Consider the following 26,881-nt stretch of genomic DNA (forward strand, 5'->3'; position numbering starts at 1 on the left):
TTAATTAGTTCATACTATTACAATAATAAACGCGATATGCAGTTTCCAAACATGAATTGCTCATTCTGTGAAAATAAGGCTTTAGTTGGCAATTATGCCTTTCTATTCACAAAATAAATACTGAACAAAATCAACATAAGACCAAGCAGAAGAGTAATTGTAAACGGTTCATTTAGAAATAAGGTTCCAGTCAAAATCGCTACTACAGGAATAAGAAATGTAAAGGAAGCCACCTTGCTTGCTTCACCTGAATCAATTAGTTTATAAAACACGAGCCAGCCAATAGCTATTACGAATATTGAAATGAATAACAGGCTCATGATAAACAGCGGCTCCCACCTGACATCAGACCATTTCTCGATGCCAGAACCAAGACTGGTCATCAACAATCCACCAGCTATTAATTGAAGCGTGACAAGCCAAATCGGGTCTACAATTGAACTTTTTTTCTTAACATATATCGTTCCAAGCGCCCAGCTGAGCGAGGAGCCCAGCGCAAGCAAAATACCCGCTACCGAAATATGTCCAGATAAACCGCCGGCACCGCTGCAAATGATTCCAACACCTGAGAAACCAAAAACAAGCCCCGTTATTTTCAAGGCGTTCATTTTTTCTCCCAGCCACAGCCATGAGAATATACCGACCAGTACAGGCTGAAGAAACACAATAGCGGAGAACAATCCAGCTGGCAAATAATTCAGTCCCACCGTTTGCAAACCATAATACAAAATAACGTTAAACAAAGCTGATATGAGATAGATCGGCCATGTTTCTCTGAAACGCAGCTGTCTGTATCTCGGAATGGCGATGAACAACAGAAGAATGCCGCCTAATAATGTCCTCACTCCCGAAAAAAGAATCGGTGGTATGTATGCCAATGTAAATTTGGATAATGGCCAGTTAATTCCCCAGACCAATACTAAAAAAATAATTAGCAATACCGTTTGTTTACTAGTTAGTTTATTCATGATGCCGGTCCCCTTGTTTCTCAAATTATTTCGTGTAAATCCCAATCATTTATAATACGCTCCTTCATACAGGTTATCAAATACCAAAAAAGACCGCCGATAAACATCGACGATCTCTTCTATACCAATCATTCTATACCCACCAATGGTTATCATTGTTACCAGATGCGCTTACCAAGGGATCATTCCATAAAAACTCCGTTTCCTTCCCATCCAGCAGCCATCGGCGCGGACATGTTGTTTCCATCCAATCCAATGGTTCTCCTAACGGAAGCGAACGCGAGGCGACGTCGAAAGCTGAACGGAGCGCAGCTTGCTGCTCCTTCGTCACTACTTCGGGAGCTGCGGATACGAACAATGGCGTTCCGCTTCCTGCCAGAAGATCGAGCCATTGACGATTTAAATGCCAAGGAACCTCAGATGTAATCCCAATGCAATCCGCATCATGGCTGTAGAAGGTCCCATGCTGCGGCATCCGGAAGGCGAGTGTATTAATGCCCATATATCGTGTCCTTTCCCAGGACTTTCCACTCGTATCATCGCCCGTACGTTGTATCTCAAACAAGCCTGCCGACATATGGCTCACGGTGTTGCAGCCAATAATCATACTATTGCCGGAAGCTTTCGATATCGCCCGATAAAGATCCATTGTAATTTCAGCAGTTGTCTTCGATCGGTCATGAAAGGGGTGGCTTATACCGTTTAGATTGGAGTTCATTTCAAAACCCCATTTGCCAACTAGATCATAGGTTGAGAAATCATGCTTGATTAAATCATATCCCCATGCGGAAAGGGTCGAAATCGTGCTCGAGATATGTTCCAGCACTTCTGGCCGGCTCGGATCAAGAACGAAACCGTTGTTGGCCTCGTACCTAATCCATTCCTGAGGAACAGCCTGAGAAGTCAGCAGCGGACGACACCAAATTCCTGGCTTTACGCCTGTAACTTTCATTTCTGCTGCCAGCTTCTCCATGTCAGGGAATTTCTTATTGCCAATCCAGGGTCCCCCGTTGCAAGCACCGCCTCCGCTGCTGAGCTGCCAACCATCATCTATGACCATGAAAGGACGATTTGTATTCGAATCAGCAAGCGACGAAATGAATCTCGAATCCTCCAAAATATTGTGATGTGTACTGTTTCCATACGCATAGTACCAGTTATTCCCACCATATACCGGTTGAGCAGGCATAAGCGGATGCTCGCACATTGCTGCGCAAAATCTTTGTGCAGATGCGAAAGAAGATTCATCGACCCGTCCTTCGTGGAAAAGGAGTCTCGCAATTTTAAGCATTCGATTGCCTAACTGTACACCCGCATCCGCATTCCGGACATCGGCCGTAAACGTTATACCCTCAGTATCTGCCTGCCAGTAGCAGAATGCATTGGGGCCTGTGCTCACGCCAAAGCCATCTGTGCGATTTCCATCATATAACAAGAAATACCAAGGCATTACTCTCTCTGCCACGATACCGCGCCATTCTAAATTCCCATATGCCCGTTCCCATTGATCACCAACAATCGTTAATTGGCCTGTCATTGGCCTATTCCATCTAAGCTTGACAGTCTTGACTGCAAGCTTAGGGGACTGCAGCGACAGATCCGCCTCTATGCCTGTTTGATTCGCGGAAAGGGAAACGGTTAATCCGTTCTTCTCCCATACACCGTCACTGTCTTTTATTAGCTTGACCCATTCATTCTCACTTTCGGCAATAACCATATCCGGTTGATGCATGCGATTAAATAACATGATTGCTTGGTTCCTCCCTCGGCCACCATACTTCGCCATTTCAAATCATCTCTGCGATTAAATAAAGTATAAGGAGTAATCCATTATTAAGGGATAACCATCAGGGTCGGACTCACAATAAAAATGAACCAATTGAGACTTGCCTTGGACAACAATCCCTCTTGTCTGGTATAATTTGGTGTTAAATAGCCAAGGGAGAGATTCAGATGACAGATAAGCATTTGTTTTTATTCGGCGGAGGAGCACCGTTTAATGAAAGCTTAGGTAAAAAGTTCGCAACTCTGTCTTCAAACGGTTTGAACAAGGTCGTTATTTTGTTGATAGAACGAGAAGGATGGCAAGAATACATGCCTAAATATACCGATATATTAGCGCAATACGGCGTTGCGGATTTTTTATATTTCCCATTGACTTCAACACCGTCAGCCGACTTAATGGGACAACTCTATTCAGCAACAGGAATTATCATTTGTGGCGGTGATACTGAGCTGTATCGCGATTATATCGTCGATACAAAGGTCGGAACAATAGTAAAAACATTATATTTAGAAGGAGTTCCTATCGCAGGTTTTTCTGCAGGTGCCTTAATAAGTCCTACTGTGTGCGTTATTCCGCCAATCGACAATAGAAAAAATGAGCATCTCTTCTTGCAAGGCCTAGGTTTGATAACTAATGGCTTAATAAGTGCGCATTTTTCAAAGTGGGACGAAGAAAACAATTTAAAAACTGCACTTGCTAAAACTAATATTTCACAGGGTTATGGGATTGATGATGATTCCGGCATTTATTTTAAAAATGAAATGGTTTCGGAAACTGCGGGACAAGTATATTTTTACTACGGTAATGGTTGAACAATTTGCGTTTAACTGTTTTTAAATCACAACAATCTTAATAAAAACAGTCTACAGCAGGGTAACTTCGGCTATGGCACTGTAAGGCGAACTAAGAAGAGGGTGTCCCAAATACCATTGACTTTTGGGACACCCTCTTCTATTTATTTGGTCTGCAAAAATTAACGGATACAGGAGCCCTTATTTGCTGCAAAAACACTCTTCGAACTGCTTACGGACCTCAGAGCCCTTATTGGCTCGAAAAGTCCCGCATATGACCCGATTCAATGAAAATAACTTCTCTCATGTCCGTAAACTTTTCTTTTTCAGCTAATTCACTCATATAACGTACCTCATGTCCGTAACTACTCATAAAGGATTCCATATTTGCGCATATCTTCTGCCAGCATGTCTGTTTAACCGATATCAAACGCTGAGTAAGGAGTTATACCTGCCGCTAAAGAGTCGCCTAGCGCAAGCGCTTTACCCTCGCTTTGATCAACTGCTACGTTGAAGGTCGACCTCCATTGCTGCGCCTTATTTCCAGCTTTATCGGAGACATCGATTCCCTCTTGGTTATTTCTCAGTATGATCTAATAGATTGTATTTCTTATTGCACAAATTAATGATGAAATGGATTATTTTTTGTGTTTCAAAAGCCCGTTCTTCCTTTGAGCCAAAATGACTTATTTCTGCTGCACCTTTCCTTATTTGTAAGGCTTCATGAATAAGGGGATGCCATTGCGGCAGCAATTCCTTTAATAGATAATAGCCGCCCTGCTCTTTTGTAATGATGCTTTTGTTTTGTAGGGTAAACATAATTCGACCGAGAGTAAGCACGGTAAAGTCAATCCAATCGTCATGCATAAAGATCTCAACGTTCTGCGCTTTATTTGTCCAATAATGATGGAGATTGTATTTCATAGCGTAAAGCAAATCATTCCAGTCCACTACGATGTCTAATTCATTAACTTCTGGTCCAAAAACGGCGATCCCCTCATACTTAACAATCCATAAAGCTGTAGGGTCAAGCCAACCATTTCTAAGTCCTTCATATTGACCGTAATAAAATTTCGGATAACGATCATTAGCTGCGTGAATGGTTTTATTCAGATGTGCAAGTGTCGTGTATTGTCCTTCTGCAACCATATAACTACGATGGTTTCCTTTAAGCTCTTCATGAATAGCTTGAATAATAAGAAGCTCATCTTCTGTACATTCGTGATTGAATACGACGACAAAATCAATGTCGCTCTTGTCTTTGTTAAATCCTTGCAGTACAACCGATCCTTGAAGATATAGTCCAATCGCGGCATTCGGCAGTTTAGAACGAAGCAACCGGCTAAAATCGGAAATGAGAGGCTGGATTTCAATGGGTATTCTTGAATTCAAAGCTCTTTTCTCCTTTATAAATCGTAATAGCAATCTCTTTACGATCATCATAAATTCAAAAAGAATAATAATATAGAGAAACTTCCAAATGATTACTTTCCTATTTTCGCAGCAAACGATAAAAAGAGGCTGTCCCCGTAGCTAGTCACACCTTTTCGGACAAATGCCTCTTCTTCATTCTTTTGAAATTATCGGTGCGTTACTGCAAGCCGGATAAAATGATATTTTTGGATTGTACGAGCGGTTCTGGAGACCAATCGATCGTCGATGGGACGACTACAACCGCAGCAAAGCGGTAAGAAGGTTCAAGAATTAGGGCACAGCTGATAACAGAATCATGGTAATACGGCATTGGAAAATCAGGCTGTTTAAGCGGATAAAGCCCGTCCCCGCATGGGAAATGACGATCATTAGCACCAGCCCACAACAAGCCCGGTGTTCGCATAAATTCATTTCGTTCCAGCATTTCGATAGAGGATCGGCCCAAAACCCTGCTCCCTTCCCTCGCAACCCCTCCGTCGAGCAGCATTTGTCCAAGCCTGTGCAAATCATCTATTGTACAATAGATCCCAGCACCGGAACGAGGAGGATCTCCTTGAACGGTACGGTTTGTACGAAGCAATAAATCCTGCCATTCATCTGCAACAGCCACTTTGTTATGCAAATGCTCCGGCACAGTGAAATAGGTAGCTTCCATGCCAAGAGGCTGCAGAATCCGTTCCTTTACATATTGCTCGTAAGGAATGCCGCTTACACGGGCGATAACCTCGCCTAGCAATATATAACCCGCAGTGGAGTACAATCTTTTCTTGCCAGGTGCTGCAATTGAGGGACCCGTAAGAATAGCCTTAATCCACTTTGCGCTATTCTCCTGCTCACCGTCATAAAGAAAGCGGTATTCCCACCAGCCATTAGGACTCGGTTCACCGAACATTCCAGGTTCAGGGGATAAGCCAGAGGTATGATTCAGCAAATGAAAGATTTCGATCTTGCGATGCTGATCCGTATCCAATTCGGCAATAATGTCTTTCACTGGCTGCGTCAGCATGAGCTTTCCGTCTTCAACCAGCTGCATCACTGCGATCATGGTCAGCAGCTTGTTTAAAGAGGAGACCAAATAAACAGTGTCCCGTTCCAGCGTTTTTTTGCTGCCATATTCCAATATGCCTGTTGCATTCTTAGCCAAGCATTCTCCATCACAAGCAAGTAAATAGCTCGCCCCTTGAATGCTGCCGCTAGCAACAAGCTCCTTCAGATGCCTATCAAGCTGTTTCACTGTATTCTCTTGCAAGATGGAGTGGGTATCCGTCCGCTGGGCAGCCTCGCCTTCATTCCGAGCAGGGGACAAAGCAGACCAAACGATGCTGCGCGGCAGAGCATTTGCAACCTCAAAGTTCCAAGTCGAGTTTGGCACAAAGTAAGTATAAATAAGTCCTTCCTTTGGATCGATATAAAGTCCGCACATTGCATTTCCTTGCCAGTATGTGCCTGGACTCATCATTACACCTTGTCCATCTAACACATTCCAGCCTAAGCCAAATTGGCAATTGTCCGTTTCTTTCCCCCAAGATCTTTCTTTGACATCCGATAGGTTGTTACTCGTCATCATGGTCACGGAACGCTTGCTTAATATTCGAGTTCCATCCAGCATTCCTCCGCTTAGCAGCATTTGTCCGAATCTTATTAAATCATGAAGAGAGGCATTCAAGCCTATAAAGGATCTTGGCATCCGAGTATCTGAATCATTAATCCCCCATTCCTGCCACTCAAACGAGTAAAGCACCTGATTCCTTTTGTCCTGCGGTACAGCAAAGAATGAATCGTTCATGCCCAGCGGCTGTAGAATATGATTTTCGATATAGGTCTCGTAACTTGCGCCTGTCACTTTCTCAATGATGACACCTAATACGGCGTAGTTGGCATAACTGAGCTCATGCCGTTCGCCAGGCTTACCTGATAGCGGGAAAGAAAGAATGCCTTGCAGCCAATGGCCTTTAAAAGTCGATTGCCATTCGAAATGAGGGAAATGAAAAGATTCCCCGCGAATATGCGGGTTCGCGATAAGTCCGGAAGTTTGTGTTAATAGATGAAAGACCGTGATGGATTCGAAATGAGGGTTATCAAATTCGTCTAATAGGTCAGCCACCGGCTGATGCAAACTGATTTTTCCTTGTTCCACTAATTGTAAAATAGCTGTTGCTGTAAAAGTCATCGTCACTTCATATATGTTTCCACTTGCTCTAGTAGTCAGTTCATCACTGCCCTCGCGGCATGTTCGTCGACCAACAGCAGCCTCTGCTACAACCTTTCCATTCTTAGAGATCAGGTAGCTGGCTCCTTGAATGCGCTTGTCTTGAAGTTGATCCTCAAAAAAAGTTTTTAATGCAGACAATCTCTCGACATCTATGCCGTCATTAATCGGCTTAACATCTGCCATTCCCGCCATAAACTCCAAACTCATCCCAAAATCCACCCTCCAACTGGAATTTTGACCACTATTTTCATAATATCCCACGATACATGCCATGTAAACGCTTTAATTAAAGTTAACTAGTAGAAGGAAAATTAAACTTTATGTAGAACCATATCTCATAGATGCAAACTATTTACAATTCGAACGGAGGTTTTATGTGAGTAAGCTTATTCATTTGTTAGTTGGCACTGCCAAAGGCGTGTTTATGTACAGCTCCGATGAGAAAAGAAAAGATTGGTCGTTGAAAGGCCCTTTCTTAAACGGTTGGGAAGCTTATAGCGTATTGGGAGACAGCCGATCAGGAAGCAGAATGTTTGCAGGCACTTCTCATGCAGCATATGGTGCTACCATTCGAATAAGTGATGATTATGGAGAAACCTGGCGTCAGGCGGCGCAAAGTCCCAGCTATTCGTCGGAGAGTGGTTTTTCACTCAATCGTATTTGGCAGCTAATTCCTGGGGGAGACACACAGCCTGATACGTTCTATGCCGGTGTTGAAGAAGCAGGGCTGTTCGTTAGTCATGACCGTGGTGAAACCTGGACTGAGCTGGACGGGCTTACAAAACACCCGACGCGTCCAGAATGGTTTGGCGGTGCTGGCGGCATGTGCTTGCATACCATTCTTATTGATCCAAGAAACCCGAATCGCATATGGGCTGCAATGTCAGCGGTAGGCGTATTCCGCAGCGATGACGGCGGCAAAAGCTGGGTTGTATGCAACAAAGGGCTTAATCGTGCTGCTACCGGTCAGCCAGACGAGAGTATCGGTTATTGCATCCACAAGATGGTTGCCGATCCTATCGATCCAGATACGCTTTATATGCAGGAACATAGCGGCGTATTTATTTCGAAGGATGGAGGAGACTCTTGGCAAATCTACGAGGAAGGGCTGGACATGCATGGCGACGATCGCCCGTTCGGTTTCCCGATCGCTATTGGTTCGAATGGCGACTTATTCCTCATCCCTCTCGAAAGCAGCGAGAAACGTTCCATGCGGGATGGGAAATTGATCGTATGGTCGCGCCCTCGCGGCGGTGCAAGATGGGAGCCTATCGGGGATGTCGTGCCGGATGAGCTAAGGCATGTGAGCGTTCTTAGAGACGGTATGACTGTTGATGCTATGGAACAATTCGGGCTTTATATAGGCACATCAAGCGGTGAAGTATTCTGCTCGCTAGATAGCGGACAATCCTGGCAGCGCCTTCCCGGCCAGCTTTCCCGTATACTGAACGTCAAGTCTTGGATTGTGGAGGTGTAAAGTCTGGCATGCCAATTATCGAATGCTCCGTTCCCTCCCTCATCAGCGACTGTACAGGCGGCAAAAGCCGCTTCACCTTAGAAGCTGACACCTTAGAAGAAGCATTAATCCTGCTGCAGAATACGTATCCTCTGCTTCGCGTTCATCTCTTTACCGAGACGGGAGCCGTTCGCAAGCATGTGCTTTTGTTCTACAACGAGGACAATTTAGCTTGGATTGATACGTATAATATTCCATTAAAGCGGGGTGATCGGCTGACCGTTCTTCAAGCCGTTTCCGGCGGATAAAGAATGAAAGCCCAACTTCTGCTTATTGCGGGAGCTGGGCTTTGCTATTTCTCTAAATCTCATAACCCTTCCGCAAATAACGGTGATAAAGACGTTTGGCTTCTACGAGATCCTGCGTACCCTGAACAAGTGCTCTTCCGTCCTCAAATATGATCAAACGTCGGTCTTCCAGCTGAATAGACAATAAATAAGCATTCCGCGCTACGATGCCTTCCCGTTTCGAGAAACGGGTATCAAAATTATCGGTCGCATCGATGATCAGGTCAACATTCTCACAGAGCGACTCTATTTCTTGGCATGAAACATCGGCAACAACCCCGTTTATCTCAATTTCAGAATTAATTTGAGCAAGACGAGTCTTGGCTGCAATTGCTTTAGGTATTCGGTGTATAGCATCATCTTCGCAAAATAGCTGCTGCCTCTGAAGATTGCTCCATTCCACATAATCACGATCTGCAAGAGTAATCCTCCCAACACCCGAACGCGCAAGTATTTCCGCCAGAAGTTGAATATTTCCTCTTTCACCATTGAACAAAAACACCCGCCCATATTTCGCAACAATAAAAACCAAGCGGGACATTGGCACATATATTGTTTCTAACAATGATGAAGGTAATAGGAGGTTTATCAGATGTATTGGATGCACCCTTATTGGAAAAGGTCCATGTTTAAGCCGGTCTGGTTTATAACTCCCTCGGAAGCATTAGCTTTAATGAAAGAAGCAGTGCAAGGAGAACGTAATGACGAATTATTTTATGATGAACTTATCAAGCTTGCTCCAAATCAAGATCAAGCCTCCATTATTGCTTCTATACGGGATGATGAACGCAGCCATAACCAAATGTTCAGGGATATGTTTAAAGAAATCACCGGGCAAGACATTACAGGAGTTAGCAATGAGCAATACCAACGGGTAACGTCTTATGTAGAAGGTTTACAGCGAGCTCTTCTAGGTGAGCTGTCTGCAGTCGAAAAATACAGAAAAATATGGTTTGGCTTGTCTCCTGGCATATATCGGGATACGGTATTAGGCATTATTTTTGACGAACTGAAACACGCAAGCAAATATAATTATTTATTTACCTTAAATGAATTCAAAGGTTAACTACTGAACAAATTGTAGAAGGAGTCTGGTTAAACCAAGCTCCTTGCATACAGTATAGCTTTAACTTAATCTTAGCTGCAAAATGTCAGCCAATTCTTCTGCCGTGTCCCAAATGAGCGGACGAAGCTGGTGAGATTTCACAGTTAACTTATCCAAATGGCTTCGCTTGATCGTCCATGTAACTGGAATACCCATACCGAGCCCATAACCAGCAGCAAAATACACCTCATTCGCATGATTAGTCAGATCCGCGATAATCAGTTTGCTCTCGGATAAGAGCTCGATGGTATGATTATCGATATTTCCTTTCCCGTACGAATTAAATAAACGAGGGAAATAGCCGCATTGTTCAATTTTAGGCAATACTTTTTCTGTCCAATCCGAACGGATCTCTTCATCATCGGAAAGCAGCACGAAGCAGGCTTTCAGCTTTCTGCCTCCAGCTCTTGCCGCCGCTTCGCTTCTTCCCTTTTCAGTAAGCTTGAAGCTCATGCCATCTCGTATAATGGACTGCTCTTCTCTTAGCTTCTCGATAATATAAACAAACTCTTGTAAGTTTGGAGAATACGTCAAGTTATAGTTAGCAGCTAGGGGATGAATAAGAACGGATTGCTCCGGCTCCTCCGAATGCCTGTACAAATATTGCAGCAGACGCATCCCCTTCTCTTCAATTGCCACTGGTATTCTTGGCGAATTCTCGATCGTATCTATATCTTCGAATGCTATTTCGACCGGTTCATCGCTATCTGTCAGCTCCCGGATATATGCAGAAATAATAGGAAATATTTTGCGTTTCCTTTGATACGATATGGAAAAGATTGAATCATAGCTTTCTCTTAATAAGCTATAAAATCCATTAGGTGAGCATTGACACCCTACGTATTTATCGAGATCGCCTTTTGGCTCTATTGGAACGATTTCATCACAAAACAGACAAGTCTTTTTTACCATTTCCGTAAATCACCTCTATATATTATTCGAACATCTTATCTAAAATCAGGGCAAATTCGTGATAAATAAGCTTATAAGCTTAATAAGCACTATACTTATTTTCCACCTTATCAATTTTCACTTAAAAAGTAGATGCTTAAATATTTCCTTTGTATTCAAATAGGATGTGTGCTTCGTCTCTAGGACAGGTTATTCAAACGTAAAAGCTTTATGAAAACAAAAAAAAACTTGCCGCGCATGTGGCGGAAAGTCTTTTTTGATTTGCAGCTATTACTTGTTAAACTGAGGCAAAATATCCGCATGCGCTTGCAGCATAAGCTTCACTGTCTCATAAGCGGCTTGCTTATCTGTTATTGCAGGGTCGAGCGTAATGGCGCGGTTAACTGCATCCAGGCTGCCGGTTGCAGCGGCCTCGGCAACGAGCTCATGCACATCGGAAATCAATCGGCAGATGTCCGCGAGTTTCGGAGGTAATGCCGGCAGCGTCTGCGGCTGCAGCATTCCTTCCCTAATAACTACGGGCACTTCGACAATGCGCTCATCTGGAAGCTCAGCGATCGCTCCGTTGTTTTGTATGTTCAAAATATCAAGCGGCAGCTCTTCTCCCCGATATAGAGCGATTGCAACAGATACCGGATGCTCCCAGCTTGGATTGGTAAATAGATCATCCATGCTGCGTTCACCTCGCCCAATCTCTTGCAGCTCCGACAATCTGCGAATGCGTTCCTCTTCCGTACCATGATAGGGTGGAGCCGTTGTATACACAATATCTGCTTGACGAGGCAAATATTCTGCATGGTGATCAATATGACCGGCTGCCACCGCACCATACTCATTCAGCCAGCGGCGCATAACAAGCAGCTCTCTTCTCGTTTCCTGATCCTGCTCTTCGAACTCTCCGGAACGGATATAATCAATTAGCGGCACAAGCAGGTCATCGCCTGTTTGTTTATCCTGGATGCTAAGTACCCAAGCAAAGTGGTTCAGACCGCCGGTTACGACGGTTATTTCAGAAGGATGCTTGCCGACAAGCCTTGCTAAGAAACCGTAGCTTCCATTGCTCCGATAAGCGATATTACAAAAGCCTGCTGCTTGTATTGAAGAATATCGGTTAATGGCTGTAACCACGCGAGGCATTGGATTCGTCACATCAAGCAGCCACGCTTGCGGACAGAGCACTTCCATATCCCTGCATACATCCAGCAGCAACGTTATTGAACGCAATCCATTTACAAGCCCGCCAAGTCCGCCGCACTCTCTTGCTTGGTCGGCCATTCCCGCTTCGGATAATAAGTCATAGTCCATACGCCATCTTCTTGCTCCCTGCACGGAAGCAGAAACAATAACGAAATCGGCACCCGGAAGAGCTGCCCGTCGATCCGTAAACGATTGGATAACCGCCCTCACGCCAAGCTTCGCAGCAATTTGTCTTCCTGCTCCAGCCATAGCCTCAACTGCTTCTGCGTTTGGATCCACAAGCAAGAGCTCACAGCTATCCAATCTATGTTTTATGATAACGTCCTCTAATACGGTAGGAGCGAATACAAAGCTTCCTCCGCCGATTAATACGATTTTCAAAATGAATCTACTCCTCTCTATAGCTGTCTATTATGATTCGATTTACACTATCAGTTTGCCAACTGAAATTTTCTGTAAAAATCACTATTGCAATTTTCACTATAACTAGCGAATAATTAAAGTATAATTTGTATAGAGTCATTGTGTGATAACCATTAGGGCTGTTTAGTGCAAAAACAATTAACCAATTGGGACATATGGAGGACGAATGGACTTGGCAGTTAAGTCAGTGAATTGGCAATCTCAAACCTACCCCAATCGAAAAATAGAGCTTTACTTGCACGGGATGCATATGGCTTCCGTTGGATCAGGCATGCTGTGCGACCGTCATCTGCATCACCGAATGCTTGAGTTGAACCTTGTACTAGAGGGAAGCCAGACAGCTATTATAGGCTCTCAGCATTATGTTCAACAGACTGGAGACCTCATCGCGATCCCTCCTATGCGGCTCCATGAATTTATGGTACAGCCCTTCGAAGAAGCTAAGTTTTTTGTCATTCATATCCAAAATGTCGGAAGGCAGTTGATGCAGCTGCTTTCCAAATCCGAAACCTATCTTTATCCGGTTGGGACTGAACTGAATGACAAAATAAGACCCGTTCTTCTTCGATTAATTGATTTATTACAAGAAAACGGTTCCCAAAACCGTATTATGCACGCTTGCGCTGAGCTGCTCATCCAATTGGAGGAGGACTTAAATCCAGATGTAATGAACGATGCTTTACCACAGGAGGAGCATAACTTAGCGGAGCAAATTGCTAGAGAAATTGAGGTGCTGACGTTCTCGGTCGAACCATGGGATGAAGAAATTCAGCCTGCCAACTGGCTTGAAGTAATATCTCAGAAGCTCGGAATTAGCCGGCGCCACTGTCATCGCGTATTTCAACAGGCTTACCGCATGTCTCCGCGGCAATACTTCTCCATCATCCGTCAGCAGGAGGCGATGCATATGCTGCTCGGAAGCAGTGAAACGGTAGAAAAAATTGCCCATCGTATCGGCTTCGAGAACGCCCAAAGCTTTATCCGGCAGTTTACAAAGTGGACAGGCATGACACCTGGCGCGTTTCGCAAAAAAGAGCATAATAATTTAAACTATTTAACTCCGCTGGAGCTTGCTAGGGAGTAAGCTCCAGCGGAGTTAGGATGATCGTCGTTCAGCATTAAAAACAAGCAAATCGGGATACCTTAACAAGGTACCCCGATTTTATTGAAATCATAAATTATGCTTCCAGTCACGTCCGATAATGGCTGCTAACCGCTCATCAACTAATGCTCCGTCATCCTGTTTTTTGCGTTTAACTATTTGTATGTGTAACGACAGGGAGACCTGCTTTACTATAAATATGACTAATAAGCTCCGTTGTAACTCCAGCAGAAACACCGTCTACAAACGGCGGACGGTTCTGTTCAATCGACCGAAGGAAATCATCCGCTAGACGATTGAATAGTGACTCGGCAACGATTCCTCCCTCTTGCTTCAGCGGCTGCTCCATTCCCGGAACCGACCAGCTAACAAGACCATTGAAATCAGCCGAAAGAGAGCCCGCGGTCCCCGATATTTCAATGAGCTCGCGGCCCATACCCGCACAAGCGGTGGAAGCAGTGATCATACCGACTGCATCATTCCCGTATCTGACGATCGCGTATCCGTGATCCTCCGTTTCGATATCGTGCACCAAACGAAATAACCGCGCATCGGTCACTTCTTGAAATCCACCGCACAACCACTGCGCCAGATCGATGATATGGCTGCCCTGCTGAATAAACGGCCCTCCGCCGTCGATTTCGTAAGTACCATGCCAGGAATCATAATAGGCCGCAGTTCGGTAATGTTTGATGGTGGTATCGACAGCGATAATTCTTCCAAGCTTACCGTCATCCATCATTTGCTTGATAAGCTGCCAATGCTCGGTGAATCTGCGCATAAAGGAAACGGCAAGCCTAACGCCAGCCTGCTCACAGGCTGCGATCATTTCTTGCTGCTTCGCTACTGAAATGTGCAGCGGTTTCTCACAAAGACAATGCAGCCCTAGCTGTGCAGCAGATAGAACAGCCTCCTCATGCAGTGCATTTGGCGTGCAAATGACCACCGCGGTCGCGTTTGATCTAGAAGCAACCTCCGCCAAACTGATTCCTGACACCGCAATTCCGTGCTGCTTCGCAAATGCTTCTGCCCGTTGCTCATTGCGGCCCACAACGCCCACGATTTCATTATTCGGAAGCGATGCAAAAGCTTTCAAATAGGCTCCGCTAATTGTACCGTGTCCAATAAGAACAATGCGATGATTAGTCATACCTGTCACATTCCCCCTTCGAAATAGTGCTTCACCACCGAATAAGCGAGCTTCGGACGGCGGTATTCATCTACAATGCCTTTGCTGTTCCTCGTCATCGACCGCCACATTGGCCAAGGCCCTTCTTCCGTCACTCGGCAATCGCAAAACTGCCAAATCAGAATTCCGGATATATAATCCCGGCTTGTGTAGGCCGCTAAATTGCTTTCAATGATGTCAGCCTGCCGTTCTTCCGTTCCTTTCACCCTCGTAGGCGATCGGTGTCCATAAAACCCGTCACCGCCGAATTCGCTCATAATAATCGGTTTGCCGCTGCCGCCAGCAGTCTGCGCCCACTCCCGCAGCCCATCAATCAACTCTCCCGGGTCTTCATCTGTGTACCACTGAGGATACAGATTAAATGATAAAATATCCGCTAGATCGAAGCACAGCTCCCTCATGCGTTTGTCCGAGGCGAACGTTAGCGGGCGGCTGCCATCAAGCTCGCGAATCTGCTCCAGCTGTCTCTTATAATGCTCTCTGCCTTCTTCCGTATCACTGGCACATTCATTCAAAATCCCCCATGTCACGATGGAAGGATGGTTTCCATGCTGCTCTACCATTTCCCTATTCACTGCCTCGCACTGCTCAATAAACCGAGGATGCCTCATCTGCTCTAAGCTTAATCCTCTTGCATGGTTCTCTTCCCAGACCAGCATCCCTAATTCGTCGCACAAATCCAGAAAACGTTCATCATTCGGATAGTGGCTTGTACGGACGCAATTGGCTCCCATATCCCGCATTAGCTCCATGTCCTTTACCATAAGAGGCAAGGTCAGCGCAGAGCCGGCCATCGGATGATCCTCATGCCTGTTAAAGCCCTTAAGAACCACATTTGTTCCGTTTACTTGGATTTTGCCATCATTCGTTGAAACGATACGGAAGCCTACTCTTTCATTCAGATCGTCTATCGCCTCTACCGAGCCTTCACGATACAGCTTCGCCTTCAATAGGTAAAGAGAAGGATTATGTTCTGACCAAGGCTCGGCTTCTGGGAATAAATGCCTGGTGCTCAGAACGAACGGTTCTCCTTGCTGAACTGTACCGGTTCCCAGCTCAAGGTTTTGCCCAGCCAATTCCCCACGAACGGTTATTAGCCCAGACGTCTGTTCCATGCTGTGCACAGTAACGCTAATATCCGCACCCCATACGCCATTCTCCCAAAAAGGAGTGCAGCGAATACGGTCAAGCCATACACCACCGATTTCCTCCATTACGACAGGCCGAATTAATCCTCCATAGGCGTAATAATCATTCGGAACATGCAGAGACGAATTCTCGTGAAAGGAGTTATCAACCATGACCCTCAGCTCATGCTTTCCGGGTTCAACATGCTTTACGACAGCAGAAAATGCGGTATAAGCGTTGTAGTGCCTTGCTATTTCTTCCCCATCGAAATAAACCTCCGCCGTATGGCTGGCACCCTTGAAAACAAAGCGCAGCGCCGTCTGTTTGTCCGTCACAATGGTTCGGCGGTACATGCCTTTTCCTCTGTAAGTCAGCAGATTCGGATGCATCTCCCAGCATCCTGGTACTGGAAGGCGGTATGTATAGTTAAGCTCTCTATCAGACTCTTGATCTATAATAGCAAAATCCCACACTCCCTCCAGCTCAGTTACTGAACGAATATCATTGGTTTGAAACAAACGGATCATATGTGCAGATCTCCTTTTCAGATGAATTCGCTTTCATAATGGAACGTTGTATCATTATATCATTGCACCACAACCAAAAAAACACTAAAGCAATAAATGCTTTAGTGTTTCCAAGTAGAGCAGCTTTACTCCGTTACAAAACCATAGATTAATACAGGAGGCTCAGCATGGTCGCTAATCCGAATATTGTCATAGATTTTGGCTATAACATCTTCTACATTCTCTCTGTTCGCATGAATGGTAACCAATGATTCTCCCGCTTGGACAGAATCGCCGATTTTCTTGTTCAGCATAAGACCGACAGCAAGATCGATTTCCGATTCTTTCGTCGCTCTTCCAGCGCCTAGCAGCATAGCAGCTGTACCGATTTCATCAGCAATGATTTCAGCAACAACACCTGATTCCTTAGCAGGCACTTCAATTAGGTAGGAGGCTTGCGGCAGTTTTTCCGGGTGATCTACTACCGAAGCGTCGCCGCCTTGGTTAGCGATGAATTGTTTGAACTTCTCCAAAGCCTTACCGTTGCGAATAACTTCCTTAAGCATTTCCTCTGCTTCTTCAAGCGAGCTTGCTTTGTTCGCTAAGAAAACCATTTGACGGCCTAGCGCAAGACAAAGCTCCTCCAGATCCTTAGGCCCTTTTCCTTGCAGCGTATCAATCGCTTCCTTGACTTCCAGTGCATTACCGATAGCCAAGCCTAGCGGCTGACTCATATCGGATATGACAGCCATCGTCTTGCGGCCGACATTATTCCCGATACTAACCATTGCATGCGCCAGTTCCTTCGCATCATCCACTGTTTTCATAAACGCACCTGCACCTGTTTTCACATCCAATACGATAGCATCGGAACCCGCCGCAATTTTCTTGCTCATAATCGAGCTGGCGATCAATGGAATGGAGTCCACTGTTGCCGTTACATCACGGAGTGCATACAATTTCTTATCGGCTGGCGTCAGATTACCAGACTGGCCGATAACCGCAATCTTATCTTTATTCACCAAGCTTACGAATTCGTCCTTGCCAATCTCGACGTGGAAGCCAGCAATAGCTTCCAGCTTGTCAATTGTACCGCCGGTATGACCAAGTCCGCGGCCTGACATCTTCGCAACCGGAATATCCAGCGCAGCAACTAATGGCGCCAGAACCAGCGTAGTCGTATCGCCTACTCCGCCTGTGGAGTGTTTGTCTACCTTCACACCCTCAATGGCCGATAAATCAATCGTATCACCGGAATTGACAATAGCCATCGTCAAATCAGCTCGTTCACGCTCCGTCATATCTTGAAAGAAAATAGCCATTGCCATTGCACTTACTTGATAATCAGGAATTTCATCCTTCGTATAACCATCTATAAAAAAATTAATTTCTTCGGTAGACAGTTCCCCGCCGTCACGCTTCTTCTCAATCAAGTCAACCATTCTCATCTTATATATCCTCCTTGCTAGTTACCGTCTCAAGAGCAACTTCCATCATCTCGTTGAATGTGGATTGACGCTCCTCCGATGTCGTTTCTTCCCCTGTCAATAAGTGGTCACTAACGGTTAGAATCGTTAAGGCATTAACGCCATATTTGGCAGCTAATGTGTATAGGGCTGTTGATTCCATTTCTACGGCTAATATGCCGTGCGCCATCAATTTCTCTACTACTGATTTGTCATCGCGATAGAAGGTGTCTGATGTAAACACGTTGCCTACATGCAGCTTTAAGCCTTTCGCCATTCCGCGTTCATACGCTGCTTTTAACAAACCAAAGTTGGCAATTGGAGAGAAATCATAACCGCCGAATACATGACGATTGACGCTTGAATCTGTACAAGCAGCTTGTGCCAAAACAATTTCGCGAACATGCACTTTCTCTTGCATAGCGCCGCATGTACCAACACGAACAAGGTTTTTCACGCCATATTCCTGAATTAATTCATTCACATAAATGCTGATTGAAGGAATTCCCATTCCTGTTCCTTGCACAGAAATACGTTGACCTTTATAAGTACCGGTAAAGCCTAGCATGCCCCTCACCTGATTGTAGCAAGTGACATCCTCCAAGTATGTTTCTGCGATAAACTTAGCCCGAAGTGGATCGCCAGGCAGCAATACCGTTTCGGCAATTTCACCTTGTTTAGCTCCTATATGAACGCTCATATTATCTCTCCCTCTGCTTTGTTATTTCAATTCTGGCAAGAAGCTTTTACCATACTCCGGCATTTTTACGCCAAAGTTGTCTGCTATTGTCGCGCCGATATCTGCGAATGTATCTCTCAATGGCAGTGCTTGGCCGCCTTGCTTGAAACGCGGTGAGTAGGCGAGAAGCGGCACATATTCACGTGTATGGTCTGTTCCGCGATAGGTCGGATCATTTCCATGATCAGCTGTAATGATAAGAAGATCATCATCTGTCATCTTGGCAAACACCTCTGGCAGACGGCTGTCATACTCCTCCAACGCTTTCCCATACCCTTGCGGATCACGGCGATGTCCATACAACGCATCGAAGTCAACTAAGTTAATGAAGCTTAGTCCGGTGAATGATTCATCGAACACTTTAATGAATTTATCCATGCCATCCGAGTTCGAGCTCGTTCTAATCGATTCGGTTACTCCCTCGCCATCATAAATATCCGAGATTTTCCCTAAGGCGATAACATCTAGATCTGCGTTCTTCATTTCATTCATGACCGTGGAGCCAAATGGTTTCAAGGCATAGTCATGCCTGTTGGAGGTCCGCTCGAAGTGTCCAGGTTCTCCAGTAAAGGGGCGTGCAATAATTCTCCCCAGCATATACGGATCTTCCAGCGTGATTTGACGACAGTATTCACAGATCTCATATAATTCCTTTAAAGGCACTACATCTTCATGTGCTGCGATTTGCAGTACAGAATCGGCGGAAGTATAGACGATCAATGCGCCCGTTTTCACATGCTCTTCGCCCAGCTCTACAATAATTTCAGTGCCGCTGGCCGGTTTGTTGCCGATTACCTTCCGGCCTGTTTTTGCTTCGATTTGTGCGATGAGCTCATCAGGGAAACCATTCTCGAATACGCGGAAGGGCGTATCGATATAGAGGCCCATGATCTCCCAGTGGCCTGTCATTGTATCTTTGCCGACTGATTTCTCCTGCATCTTCGTGTAATAAGCAAGCGGTTGATCTGCAACAGGCACACCAGCAATTTCTTTAATATTGGAAAGTCCGAGCTTTGACATGTTCGGCATCTCGAGACCGCCGCATTCACGTGCGATATGTCCAATCGTGTCGACATCAAAGTCATCAAATTCAGCAGCATCTGGCGCTTCGCCAATTCCCACCGAATCCATGACGATGAGATGAATCCGTTTAAATTGGGCCATTTTTCATTTACCTCCCATTTGTTTTGAAACTATTTAATAAACAATCCAGCTACAGTTGCAGACAGGACGCTTACCAAGGTTGCCCCATACAACAGCTTTAGACCAAAGCGAGCTACTACGTTTCCTTGTTTTTCATTCAGTCCTTTAACAGCACCGGCAATGATACCGATGGAAGAGAAGTTTGCGAATGAAACTAAGAACACGGAAACAATTCCAACTGATCTTGATGAAAGTGTTGGATAGTTACTTAATTCTAGCATAGCGACAAATTCATTGGAAACCAACTTTGTCGCCATAATGCTTCCCGCGTCAACCGCATCACGCCATGGTATACCCATAATAAAAGCAACAGGTGCGAATATATACCCGAGTATTTGTTGAAATGAAATGCCGAATATTCCATTAAATATTCCATTGACCAGTGCGATTAATGCTACAAAACCAATTAGCATTGCCGCTACGATAATGGCAACTTTGAATCCATCCATTATATACTCGCCAAGCATTTCAAAAAAGGATTGTTTTTCATCTTCCTGTACGTGCAAAATATCCTCTTCTTTGGAGACGGTATACGGGTTCAGAATCGAAGCGATAATGAAACCTCCAAATAAATTGAGCACAAGCGCTGTAACGACATATTTCGGTTCAAGTATTTGCATATAGGATCCGATGATCGACATCGATACAGTAGACATAGCGGAAGCACATAATGTATATAAACGCTGCTGTGAAAGCAAGCCAATTTGTTTTTTGACAGAAATAAATACTTCAGATTGTCCTAATATAGCCGAAGCGACTGCATTGTAGGACTCCAATTTTCCCATTCCGTTTACCTTACTCAGAACAAGACCGATATATTTAATAACAAACGGCATTATTTTGAAGTACTGCAAAATACCTATAAGCGCTGAGATGACCACGATCGGCAATAATACAGATAAGAAGAATGAAAATTGACCTTCATTAAGAATGCCGCCAAAAACAAAATTAATACCCTCTCCGGCATAGGTTAACAGCTTTTCAAACATGCCGGCAAATCCTCTAATTAGAAATTCGCCCGCAAACGTATTTAATAGCGCAAAGGCTAAAATCACCTGCAGGATGACCATTATTAACAATGGGCGATAACGGATCTTCTTTTTATTGTTGCTAGCGATGTAAGCCAAGCCAAATACAACAAGCACACCCAATATAGTAATTAAAAATTTCATTGTCTATTCTCCTTGTCACTCATGATGTTATGAATCGATAGATTACTATAGAGCGCTTACATCACATGCAGTGTATGAAGCCGTTTCTCCTTTATAAAACTTGAGAAATTGCAGTGCTGCTCCAATAAGGAGCAGCACTGACATTCACTAGAATTAATAGGAAGTGTCGGATTCTTGACCTTGCATAATTTTCACGCCTGAGCTGGCACCGATTCTTGTTGCTCCTGCCGATATCATGGAATTCATATCTTCAAGACTGCGAATTCCGCCTGAGGCTTTAACCCCCATCTTGTCTCCAACCGTTTTACGCATCAGAGCTACATCTTCTGCCGTAGCACCGCCGCTTGAGAAACCTGTCGAGGTTTTGACAAAGTCAGCTCCTGCTTTTGCTGCTAATTGGCATGCTGTAACTTTTTGCTCATCGGTTAAAAGACAAGTTTCAATGATGACCTTCACAATCGCTTTTCCGGACGCTGCATCAACTACTGCTTTGATATCTTGCTCAACGAGCTCAACATCTCCGTCTTTCAAAGCACCAATGTTAATAACCATATCAACCTCTGTCGCGCCATGCGAAATGGCGTTTTGAGCTTCAAAAGCTTTCGTTTCTGAAGAAGATGCTCCTAGCGGAAAGCCGATCACGGTGCAAACCTTTACTTTGCTGTTTACTAATTGCTCAGCAGAATAGGCTACCCATGTTGGATTTACACAAACGGATGCAAATTCATATTTTTTAGCTTCTTCCGTTAAAGTCGTTATCTCAGCTTTTGTCGCATCTGCTTTAAGTAACGTATGGTCAATCATACTGGACAAATTTATCATGTACATTTCATCCTCCTCTTATACGAATCCTCAAGTGCATCGTTATAATAACACGCTCTTGAACATATGTAAACTCAATTATGAAATTATGTTCACGCAGTGTTAAAACAAAGAAAAACCTGCTGTATGAGCTACAGCAGGCTTACAATTGGGCTAACAATGCTTTTGCAGTAAACTGATCCGTAATTAATGTATTGGCGAATCCTCCCGCTAGCGAAGCCTGAATGGCTTCAAGTTTACGCTGACCCCCTGCAACAAGAATCGACTTTTCCTTCTTACGCAGTTCATTCAGATCAAGCCCAACGGTGCGATTATTGATTTCTTCACTAATTATTCTACCTTCTGTATCGAAAAACCGGGAACAAATATCTCCTGCTCCCGTTCGCTGCAGCAGCTCCCGTTCTTCTTTATTAAAGTAGCCTAGACGGAACAAAAGCGCATCTTCCTTTACGGTTCCCACCGTAAAAACAGCAATATTGGCTTGTTTCCCTAGCTCAATGATTCGTCCGATATGACGATCCTCTTCGACCATTTGTTTGACTTCAATCCGGTCAAAAATAACAGGCAGCGGCAAATATCGGGGTATAGTCTGATAGGCTTCTGCAAACAAATTTACAATTTCAGAAGCATATGTGTTGACTTGAGAGTGGCTGACGCCCCCTTTCAATTGAACAACCTCCACACCTTTTAGAGGCTTCGATTGTAACTGAAGAGCAACTGCATGCATGGTCGTGCCCCAAGTAACTCCGATAATGTCACCATCACGCACCGTATTGTTAAGGAACAAAGCAGCTTCTTTGCTAATATTTTTTTTGATTTCATCCGGCTCGTTAAGAGGCGAATGACATAGCTGGACCGTATCGAGCTTATATTTCAACTTCAGCTCATTAGCCAAAATATCGGCGTCCTCGCGAGGATCCCTAATTTCGATCTTTACATACCCTTTATCCTTGGCATACTGCAGCAGCCTCGATACCGTCGGCCGGGACAATCCCAGTTTAGAAGATATCTCCTGCTGACTGTAATCCGATTGGTAATAAAGCTTAGCAGCTTCGATGCTTAAACGCTGTTTTTCTTTATCCATAATCATTCAACCCACTTTATTATGATGTGCTTCAGCCATTATACCTTACTTCTCTTCTCCATATGAGGATCATGGGGAAGCTTGCCTGGCGATAAAGAATTCATAGGCTTTATAAAACGCAGCGCCAGCGCCACGAAGATGCACTCTGCAGTCATGCCGATCGATTGTGCCCAAGCCCCGATCGTACCGTTCCATTCCGGAGATATCCCTATACATATAATGAGCGTAATAAGTGTAAATGTTAAATTAGAAAACTGCGAGCCAACAATCAGCTTCGTTTGTCCGCGCACGAGAACAAGCCCATTGAGAACATCAAGCCAAGGCATAACAAGTGCAAACAGCACGAATGCTTGCAGCACCCGTATGCTTTCCTCCTGCAGCCGGCCATGAATGCCAATGATATGCTCCAGCAGAAAAACACCTACAGGCGTAAATGCGATTAATCCCATTAATAGCGCAGGAATGAATCCGAGCATAGTAATAAATTTCTTAACCGCTGCTGGATCAATTCGATAGAAATTGATGACAATCTGATGCAAATAACTAAAAAAGCTGCTGAGAAGCATAACCAAGCTGGCTGCGACTGCAAAGGAAGAGATCGCCAGCTGAGCATCCCATGTTTTTCCCAGCATCGCGTTAATCGCCGGACCGATCCATACCGAAATAACGGAGGACATCAGAAGCGGCCGATAAAAAGAGAATACATGACGTTTGTGTCCAATGGCATGATTATCCAGCTTGTCTGGAAGCTTTCGCACAAGTAACCGGCCCTCTGAGAAACTGACTGCCGCTTCAATCATCATACCGAATAGAAATATAATTGCCCCAACAGTACCGCTTGTCACTCCTGTATGAATGAAATAAAGAGAAAGCATATACATGCCGGCCAATCGTATCGCCATGCCGATAGTTAACCATTTGGTTCGCAGCTGATAAATAATTACGCCTTGATATAGACAACGAATGCCGGAAAATAGGCTTACGAACATGAGTACTCGATACACGTTAATGACCGCTTGAACATTGTCTTCATGAACGCCGAATACATTTTTGAAAATAATAGTGCCTAGTGGAGTATAGCTGAATACGAACCCCATGGCGATTATGCTGGCAAACACAATCTGTGCGACGGTCAGCGTCGCTTTAAATGACCGCCTGTCCCGAACAAGCGCTGAGCAGGTTTGCCGCAGCAGCACAGCTGGCCGTTCTGTAATGCCTAGCAAGCTCATTGCAATTGCATAGCTGGCTATGACATGCTCGGGATCAGCTGCACGGCTTAACGTGCTGTTGATGATAACGTGAGAAATCGTAACTAAGCTTGCCGAAACACCCAGCGGTAGAAAAAAAGACCATAGCTTCTTCATGGTCACGGATTGTTTATTCGATACGGGTATGTTCATCGATGCGGCTCCTTCGAAGCAAGCAAGCTCATTCGCAATCTGCTCTATTAGACTCCTAATTCTATAATAGCACTTATTGTCAACTAGAAGTTCACTATCATCTTGCCAAAAGCATAAAAAACAAGATAACCCCTCAAGCTTTTACGACTAAAGTCCGGGCTTGAAGGGTTAAATTTATCCATTATTTTTTTTGAATCAGAACAGTTAAGCTGACAAGCGTGACAAATATCGTAGCTCCCATATCAGAGAGAATAGCAATCCATAGTGTGAGCCAACCCGGAATAGCGAGAAGAAGTGCGATCAGCTTCAAGCCAAGCGAGAAAGAAATATTGAATTTAATAATGGTATTTACCCTTTTGGCTATTGAAATCGCTTCAGGCAGCTTGCCCAAATGATCCTGCATAAGCACAATATCGGCTGTCTCAATTGCGCTGTCCGTCCCTTTCCCCATCGCAATGCCTAGATCTGCTGATGCCAAAGCAGGCGCGTCATTGATTCCGTCACCGATCATCGCAACGACGCCCTTTGTCGCCATTTCTTTTACTTTATTCACTTTATCTTCTGGCAGCAGGCTGCTGTAATATTCGGTTACTCCTACTAGCTTGGCAACTTTCTCTGCTGTTTTCTGATGATCACCAGTGAGCATAACCGTATGCTTAACCCCTCTGGCATGAAGCGCTTGAATGACAGCCTTGCTCTCTTCACGAACTTCATCGGCAATTCCGAACATGCCCAAAATTTTCGAATCATCCGCAACTAATACTAAAGTTAAGCCTTCTTCTTTGAAACCGTTAATAGCTTGGCGAATATCGTCAGGCATTCGTATATGTTCCATGCTTTTCTCATTGCCAACATAATATGAGCAGCCTTTTATTTTCGCTTTAATGCCAAGGCCGGAAACTGTCTCGATCTCGTCCGGATCAGCTGCAAAAACGGCTTGTTCATCCAAATGCTTAATAATGGCTTTGGCAAGCGGATGCGTCGATGATTTCTCTACAGCGTAGGCTATTTCATAAAAACGTTGCTCATCATAGCATTTCACTTGCTCGACATGCGGCTCGCCTTTCGTCAGCGTGCCGGTTTTGTCAAAGGCTAATGTGTTTATATGACCAAGCTGCTCTAGAAAAACGCCGCCTTTCACAAGAATCCCGTTTCGTGCATTTCTTGTAATACCTGAGACGATGGCAATAGGTGAAGATAGGATCAAAGCACAAGGACAACCAATTATTAGAACGGCAAGAGCCTGATAAAGCCATTTACTCCACTCTCCACCGAAGAAGAGAGGCGGAATGAACAGAACGAGAAGACTGACGGTAATGATCGCTGGCGTGTAATATTTCGCAAACCGAGTAATAAATAATTCGGTTGGTGTTTTTGTCTCCTGCGCTTCTTCCACGAGATGAAGAATCTTGGCAAGCGAGGAATCCTGATACGCTTTTTCGATTTTGATTTTCAAGACGCCTTCATTGTTAATGCTCCCGCCGAATACCGGATCGTTAACCTTTTTCTCAACAGGAAGCGATTCACCGGTAATAGCTGCCTCATTAACAGAGCTTCTGCCTTCTGCGACAACTCCATCCGAAGGAATCTTCTCGCCAGAGCGAACCAATACGATATCTAGGGCGTTTAATGAAGCGATGGGAACAATACTTTCCATTCCGTCTTTCAGCACAGTTGCTTTCTTGGGAGCGACTTGCAGCAGTGTTTCCATCGATTTGCGAGCTTTCTCCATTCCTAAACCTTCAAGCAGCTCGTTCAAGCCAAATAACAACGCAACAAGAGTCGCTTCTTTCCACTCCCCGATGCCGATAGCTCCAATTAGAGCAATTGTCATCAATGTCTCGATATTAAACTTAAAGTGAAGCAGATTGCGAATGCCCTTCATAAATGTTTGATACCCGCTTAAAGCCATCGAAATGAGATACAAGGAAATGACGAGGGGTACAGCTATTTTCCCATCAACGAATAAAGCAGTACCAAAAATGACCGTCGCAATGATTAATAAACGTTTTATTGCAGTATTTGGGGCATGAACATGTGAATGCCCTTCGTCCCCATGCTTGTGGCTGTGCTCATGTTCATGAACATGCTCTTGGTCATGATCATGTGTATTCTCTTCGATATAAGCGCCATCTGATTTCAACACATTTCTAACAGCGTTCATAGATACTTTTGGGTCCAGCTTCAACTTTGCGGTGTTATAGCTCAAAATCGCACTATCACCATGCTCTAGCTTCTGAATTTGCTCCTGTAATTCCCGAGCGCAGTTGGCGCATGTTAAGCCTTTCACACGATACTCGTTCATAAAAGTTACCTCGCCCTTTGTTATAAATATGTTAACATGAGTACATATTCATATGTTATGTCAGTTAGCTAAAACTGTCAAACCTAATTACAAAAAAATAACCCTCACCATTGGAATGGCTTGGGTTACTTTTG

21 protein-coding genes and 1 pseudogene are annotated in these 26,881 nt (G+C 44.5%); 5 read left to right on the top strand and 17 right to left on the bottom strand.

The features are described from left to right. Window positions 1–92: 92 nt before the first annotated feature. Window positions 93–968 (bottom strand): DMT family transporter, encoded by an 876-nt coding sequence (locus tag CEF13_RS19495; protein ID WP_102713158.1) that lies wholly within the window; start codon window positions 966–968, stop codon window positions 93–95. 133 nt (window positions 969–1,101) lie between these two features. Next, the gene (locus tag CEF13_RS19500) at window positions 1,102–2,715 is read right to left on the bottom strand and encodes an alpha-amylase family protein (protein WP_208414290.1); all 1,614 of its coding nucleotides are present in this window, start codon (window positions 2,713–2,715) and stop codon (window positions 1,102–1,104) included. 206 nt (window positions 2,716–2,921) lie between these two features. Between CEF13_RS19500 and CEF13_RS19505 the strand changes: the two genes are divergently transcribed. Beyond that, window positions 2,922–3,566 (top strand): Type 1 glutamine amidotransferase-like domain-containing protein, encoded by a 645-nt coding sequence (locus CEF13_RS19505; RefSeq protein WP_102713159.1) that lies wholly within the window; start codon window positions 2,922–2,924, stop codon window positions 3,564–3,566. Between the two features lie 555 nt (window positions 3,567–4,121). On the opposite strand, the gene CEF13_RS19510 is transcribed toward CEF13_RS19505, so the two are convergent. After that, window positions 4,122–4,937: a nucleotidyltransferase domain-containing protein gene (locus CEF13_RS19510; protein WP_166742681.1), complete on the bottom strand. Its 816-nt coding sequence runs from the start codon at window positions 4,935–4,937 to the stop codon at window positions 4,122–4,124. Window positions 4,938–5,136: 199 nt separating this feature from the next. Then, window positions 5,137–7,398: a serine hydrolase domain-containing protein gene (locus tag CEF13_RS19515; RefSeq protein ID WP_166742680.1), complete on the bottom strand. Its 2,262-nt coding sequence runs from the start codon at window positions 7,396–7,398 to the stop codon at window positions 5,137–5,139. A gap of 169 nt (window positions 7,399–7,567) precedes the next feature. On the opposite strand from CEF13_RS19515, the gene CEF13_RS19520 reads away from it, so the two are divergent. Further along, on the top strand, window positions 7,568–8,668 hold the full coding sequence (locus CEF13_RS19520; protein WP_102713162.1) for a WD40/YVTN/BNR-like repeat-containing protein: 1,101 nt from the start codon (window positions 7,568–7,570) through the stop codon (window positions 8,666–8,668). An 8-nt stretch (window positions 8,669–8,676) separates the two neighbouring features. After that, window positions 8,677–8,955, top strand: coding sequence for a MoaD/ThiS family protein (locus CEF13_RS19525; protein WP_102713163.1), 279 nt, complete (start codon window positions 8,677–8,679; stop codon window positions 8,953–8,955). A 223-nt stretch (window positions 8,956–9,178) separates the two neighbouring features. Here CEF13_RS19525 and CEF13_RS29710 read toward each other — a convergent pair. Beyond that, window positions 9,179–9,535: pseudogene (locus CEF13_RS29710) on the bottom strand (ThiF family adenylyltransferase); the annotation flags it as partial. A 51-nt stretch (window positions 9,536–9,586) separates the two neighbouring features. On the opposite strand from CEF13_RS29710, the gene CEF13_RS19535 reads away from it, so the two are divergent. Next, window positions 9,587–10,060 carry a ferritin-like domain-containing protein gene (locus tag CEF13_RS19535; protein ID WP_146022740.1) on the top strand — a complete coding sequence of 158 codons (474 nt, stop codon included), beginning with the start codon at window positions 9,587–9,589 and terminating at the stop codon, window positions 10,058–10,060. Between the two features lie 60 nt (window positions 10,061–10,120). Here CEF13_RS19535 and CEF13_RS19540 read toward each other — a convergent pair whose 3' ends face one another. Then, the gene (locus CEF13_RS19540) at window positions 10,121–11,011 is read right to left on the bottom strand and encodes a hypothetical protein (protein WP_102713165.1); all 891 of its coding nucleotides are present in this window, start codon (window positions 11,009–11,011) and stop codon (window positions 10,121–10,123) included. 270 nt (window positions 11,012–11,281) lie between these two features. Next, window positions 11,282–12,589, bottom strand: a complete 1,308-nt coding sequence (locus CEF13_RS19545; protein WP_102713166.1) for a family 4 glycosyl hydrolase — start codon at window positions 12,587–12,589, stop codon at window positions 11,282–11,284. Window positions 12,590–12,803: 214 nt separating this feature from the next. Between CEF13_RS19545 and CEF13_RS19550 the strand changes: the two genes are divergently transcribed. After that, the gene (locus tag CEF13_RS19550) at window positions 12,804–13,715 is read left to right on the top strand and encodes an AraC family transcriptional regulator (protein WP_166742679.1); all 912 of its coding nucleotides are present in this window, start codon (window positions 12,804–12,806) and stop codon (window positions 13,713–13,715) included. A gap of 169 nt (window positions 13,716–13,884) precedes the next feature. On the opposite strand, the gene CEF13_RS19555 is transcribed toward CEF13_RS19550, so the two are convergent. The 10 genes from CEF13_RS19555 to CEF13_RS19600 all read right to left on the bottom strand — a co-directional run bounded on the left by CEF13_RS19555 (window position 13,885) and on the right by CEF13_RS19600 (window position 26,747). After that, the gene (locus CEF13_RS19555; protein WP_102713168.1) at window positions 13,885–14,883 is read right to left on the bottom strand and encodes a Gfo/Idh/MocA family protein; all 999 of its coding nucleotides are present in this window, start codon (window positions 14,881–14,883) and stop codon (window positions 13,885–13,887) included. A gap of 5 nt (window positions 14,884–14,888) precedes the next feature. After that, window positions 14,889–16,577 (bottom strand): glycoside hydrolase family 2 protein, encoded by a 1,689-nt coding sequence (locus CEF13_RS19560; RefSeq protein ID WP_102713170.1) that lies wholly within the window; start codon window positions 16,575–16,577, stop codon window positions 14,889–14,891. Window positions 16,578–16,702: 125 nt separating this feature from the next. Next, window positions 16,703–18,004 carry a pyrimidine-nucleoside phosphorylase gene (locus CEF13_RS19565; RefSeq protein ID WP_102713172.1) on the bottom strand — a complete coding sequence of 434 codons (1,302 nt, stop codon included), beginning with the start codon at window positions 18,002–18,004 and terminating at the stop codon, window positions 16,703–16,705. Window position 18,005: 1 nt separating this feature from the next. Continuing rightward, window positions 18,006–18,722 (bottom strand): purine-nucleoside phosphorylase, encoded by a 717-nt coding sequence (gene deoD, locus CEF13_RS19570; protein WP_102713174.1) that lies wholly within the window; start codon window positions 18,720–18,722, stop codon window positions 18,006–18,008. A gap of 21 nt (window positions 18,723–18,743) precedes the next feature. Continuing rightward, entirely contained in the window at window positions 18,744–19,925 is a 1,182-nt protein-coding gene (deoB, locus tag CEF13_RS19575) for a phosphopentomutase (protein ID WP_102713176.1), read from the bottom strand. A gap of 29 nt (window positions 19,926–19,954) precedes the next feature. Continuing rightward, entirely contained in the window at window positions 19,955–21,136 is a 1,182-nt protein-coding gene (locus tag CEF13_RS19580; RefSeq protein ID WP_102713178.1) for a NupC/NupG family nucleoside CNT transporter, read from the bottom strand. 153 nt (window positions 21,137–21,289) lie between these two features. Then, window positions 21,290–21,955, bottom strand: a complete 666-nt coding sequence (deoC, locus tag CEF13_RS19585; RefSeq protein ID WP_102716454.1) for a deoxyribose-phosphate aldolase — start codon at window positions 21,953–21,955, stop codon at window positions 21,290–21,292. Between the two features lie 145 nt (window positions 21,956–22,100). Continuing rightward, window positions 22,101–23,042 (bottom strand): DNA-binding transcriptional repressor DeoR, encoded by a 942-nt coding sequence (locus tag CEF13_RS19590; RefSeq protein ID WP_102716455.1) that lies wholly within the window; start codon window positions 23,040–23,042, stop codon window positions 22,101–22,103. Window positions 23,043–23,080: 38 nt separating this feature from the next. Beyond that, entirely contained in the window at window positions 23,081–24,442 is a 1,362-nt protein-coding gene (locus tag CEF13_RS19595) for a multi antimicrobial extrusion protein MatE (RefSeq protein ID WP_102713180.1), read from the bottom strand. Between the two features lie 181 nt (window positions 24,443–24,623). Next, a complete protein-coding gene (locus tag CEF13_RS19600; protein ID WP_102713182.1) occupies window positions 24,624–26,747 on the bottom strand; it encodes a heavy metal translocating P-type ATPase in 2,124 nt (707 codons plus the stop codon). Window positions 26,748–26,881 lie beyond the last annotated feature (134 nt).

The organism is Paenibacillus castaneae, assembly GCF_002884445.1.
Taxonomy (GTDB): Bacteria; Bacillota; Bacilli; order Paenibacillales; family Paenibacillaceae; genus Pristimantibacillus; species Pristimantibacillus castaneae.

Bases quoted from the DNA above. Each gene is read 5' to 3' on its own strand.
- CEF13_RS19495 (WP_102713158.1), bottom strand. From the start codon at position 968: ATGAATAAACTAACTAGTAAACAAACGGTATTGCTAATTATTTTTTTA.
- CEF13_RS19500 (WP_208414290.1), bottom strand. From the start codon at position 2,715: ATGTTATTTAATCGCATGCATCAACCGGATATGGTTATTGCCGAAAGT.
- CEF13_RS19505 (WP_102713159.1), top strand. From the start codon at position 2,922: ATGACAGATAAGCATTTGTTTTTATTCGGCGGAGGAGCACCGTTTAAT.
- CEF13_RS19515 (WP_166742680.1), bottom strand. From the start codon at position 7,398: ATGAGTTTGGAGTTTATGGCGGGAATGGCAGATGTTAAGCCGATTAAT.
- CEF13_RS19525 (WP_102713163.1), top strand. From the start codon at position 8,677: ATGCCAATTATCGAATGCTCCGTTCCCTCCCTCATCAGCGACTGTACA.
- CEF13_RS19535 (WP_146022740.1), top strand. From the start codon at position 9,587: ATGTATTGGATGCACCCTTATTGGAAAAGGTCCATGTTTAAGCCGGTC.
- CEF13_RS19540 (WP_102713165.1), bottom strand. From the start codon at position 11,011: ATGGTAAAAAAGACTTGTCTGTTTTGTGATGAAATCGTTCCAATAGAG.
- CEF13_RS19555 (WP_102713168.1), bottom strand. From the start codon at position 14,883: ATGACTAATCATCGCATTGTTCTTATTGGACACGGTACAATTAGCGGA.
- CEF13_RS19560 (WP_102713170.1), bottom strand. From the start codon at position 16,577: ATGATCCGTTTGTTTCAAACCAATGATATTCGTTCAGTAACTGAGCTG.
- CEF13_RS19565 (WP_102713172.1), bottom strand. From the start codon at position 18,004: ATGAGAATGGTTGACTTGATTGAGAAGAAGCGTGACGGCGGGGAACTG.
- deoD (WP_102713174.1), bottom strand. From the start codon at position 18,722: ATGAGCGTTCATATAGGAGCTAAACAAGGTGAAATTGCCGAAACGGTA.
- deoB (WP_102713176.1), bottom strand. From the start codon at position 19,925: ATGGCCCAATTTAAACGGATTCATCTCATCGTCATGGATTCGGTGGGA.
- CEF13_RS19580 (WP_102713178.1), bottom strand. From the start codon at position 21,136: ATGAAATTTTTAATTACTATATTGGGTGTGCTTGTTGTATTTGGCTTG.
- CEF13_RS19590 (WP_102716455.1), bottom strand. From the start codon at position 23,042: ATGGATAAAGAAAAACAGCGTTTAAGCATCGAAGCTGCTAAGCTTTAT.
- CEF13_RS19595 (WP_102713180.1), bottom strand. From the start codon at position 24,442: ATGAACATACCCGTATCGAATAAACAATCCGTGACCATGAAGAAGCTA.
- CEF13_RS19600 (WP_102713182.1), bottom strand. From the start codon at position 26,747: ATGAACGAGTATCGTGTGAAAGGCTTAACATGCGCCAACTGCGCTCGG.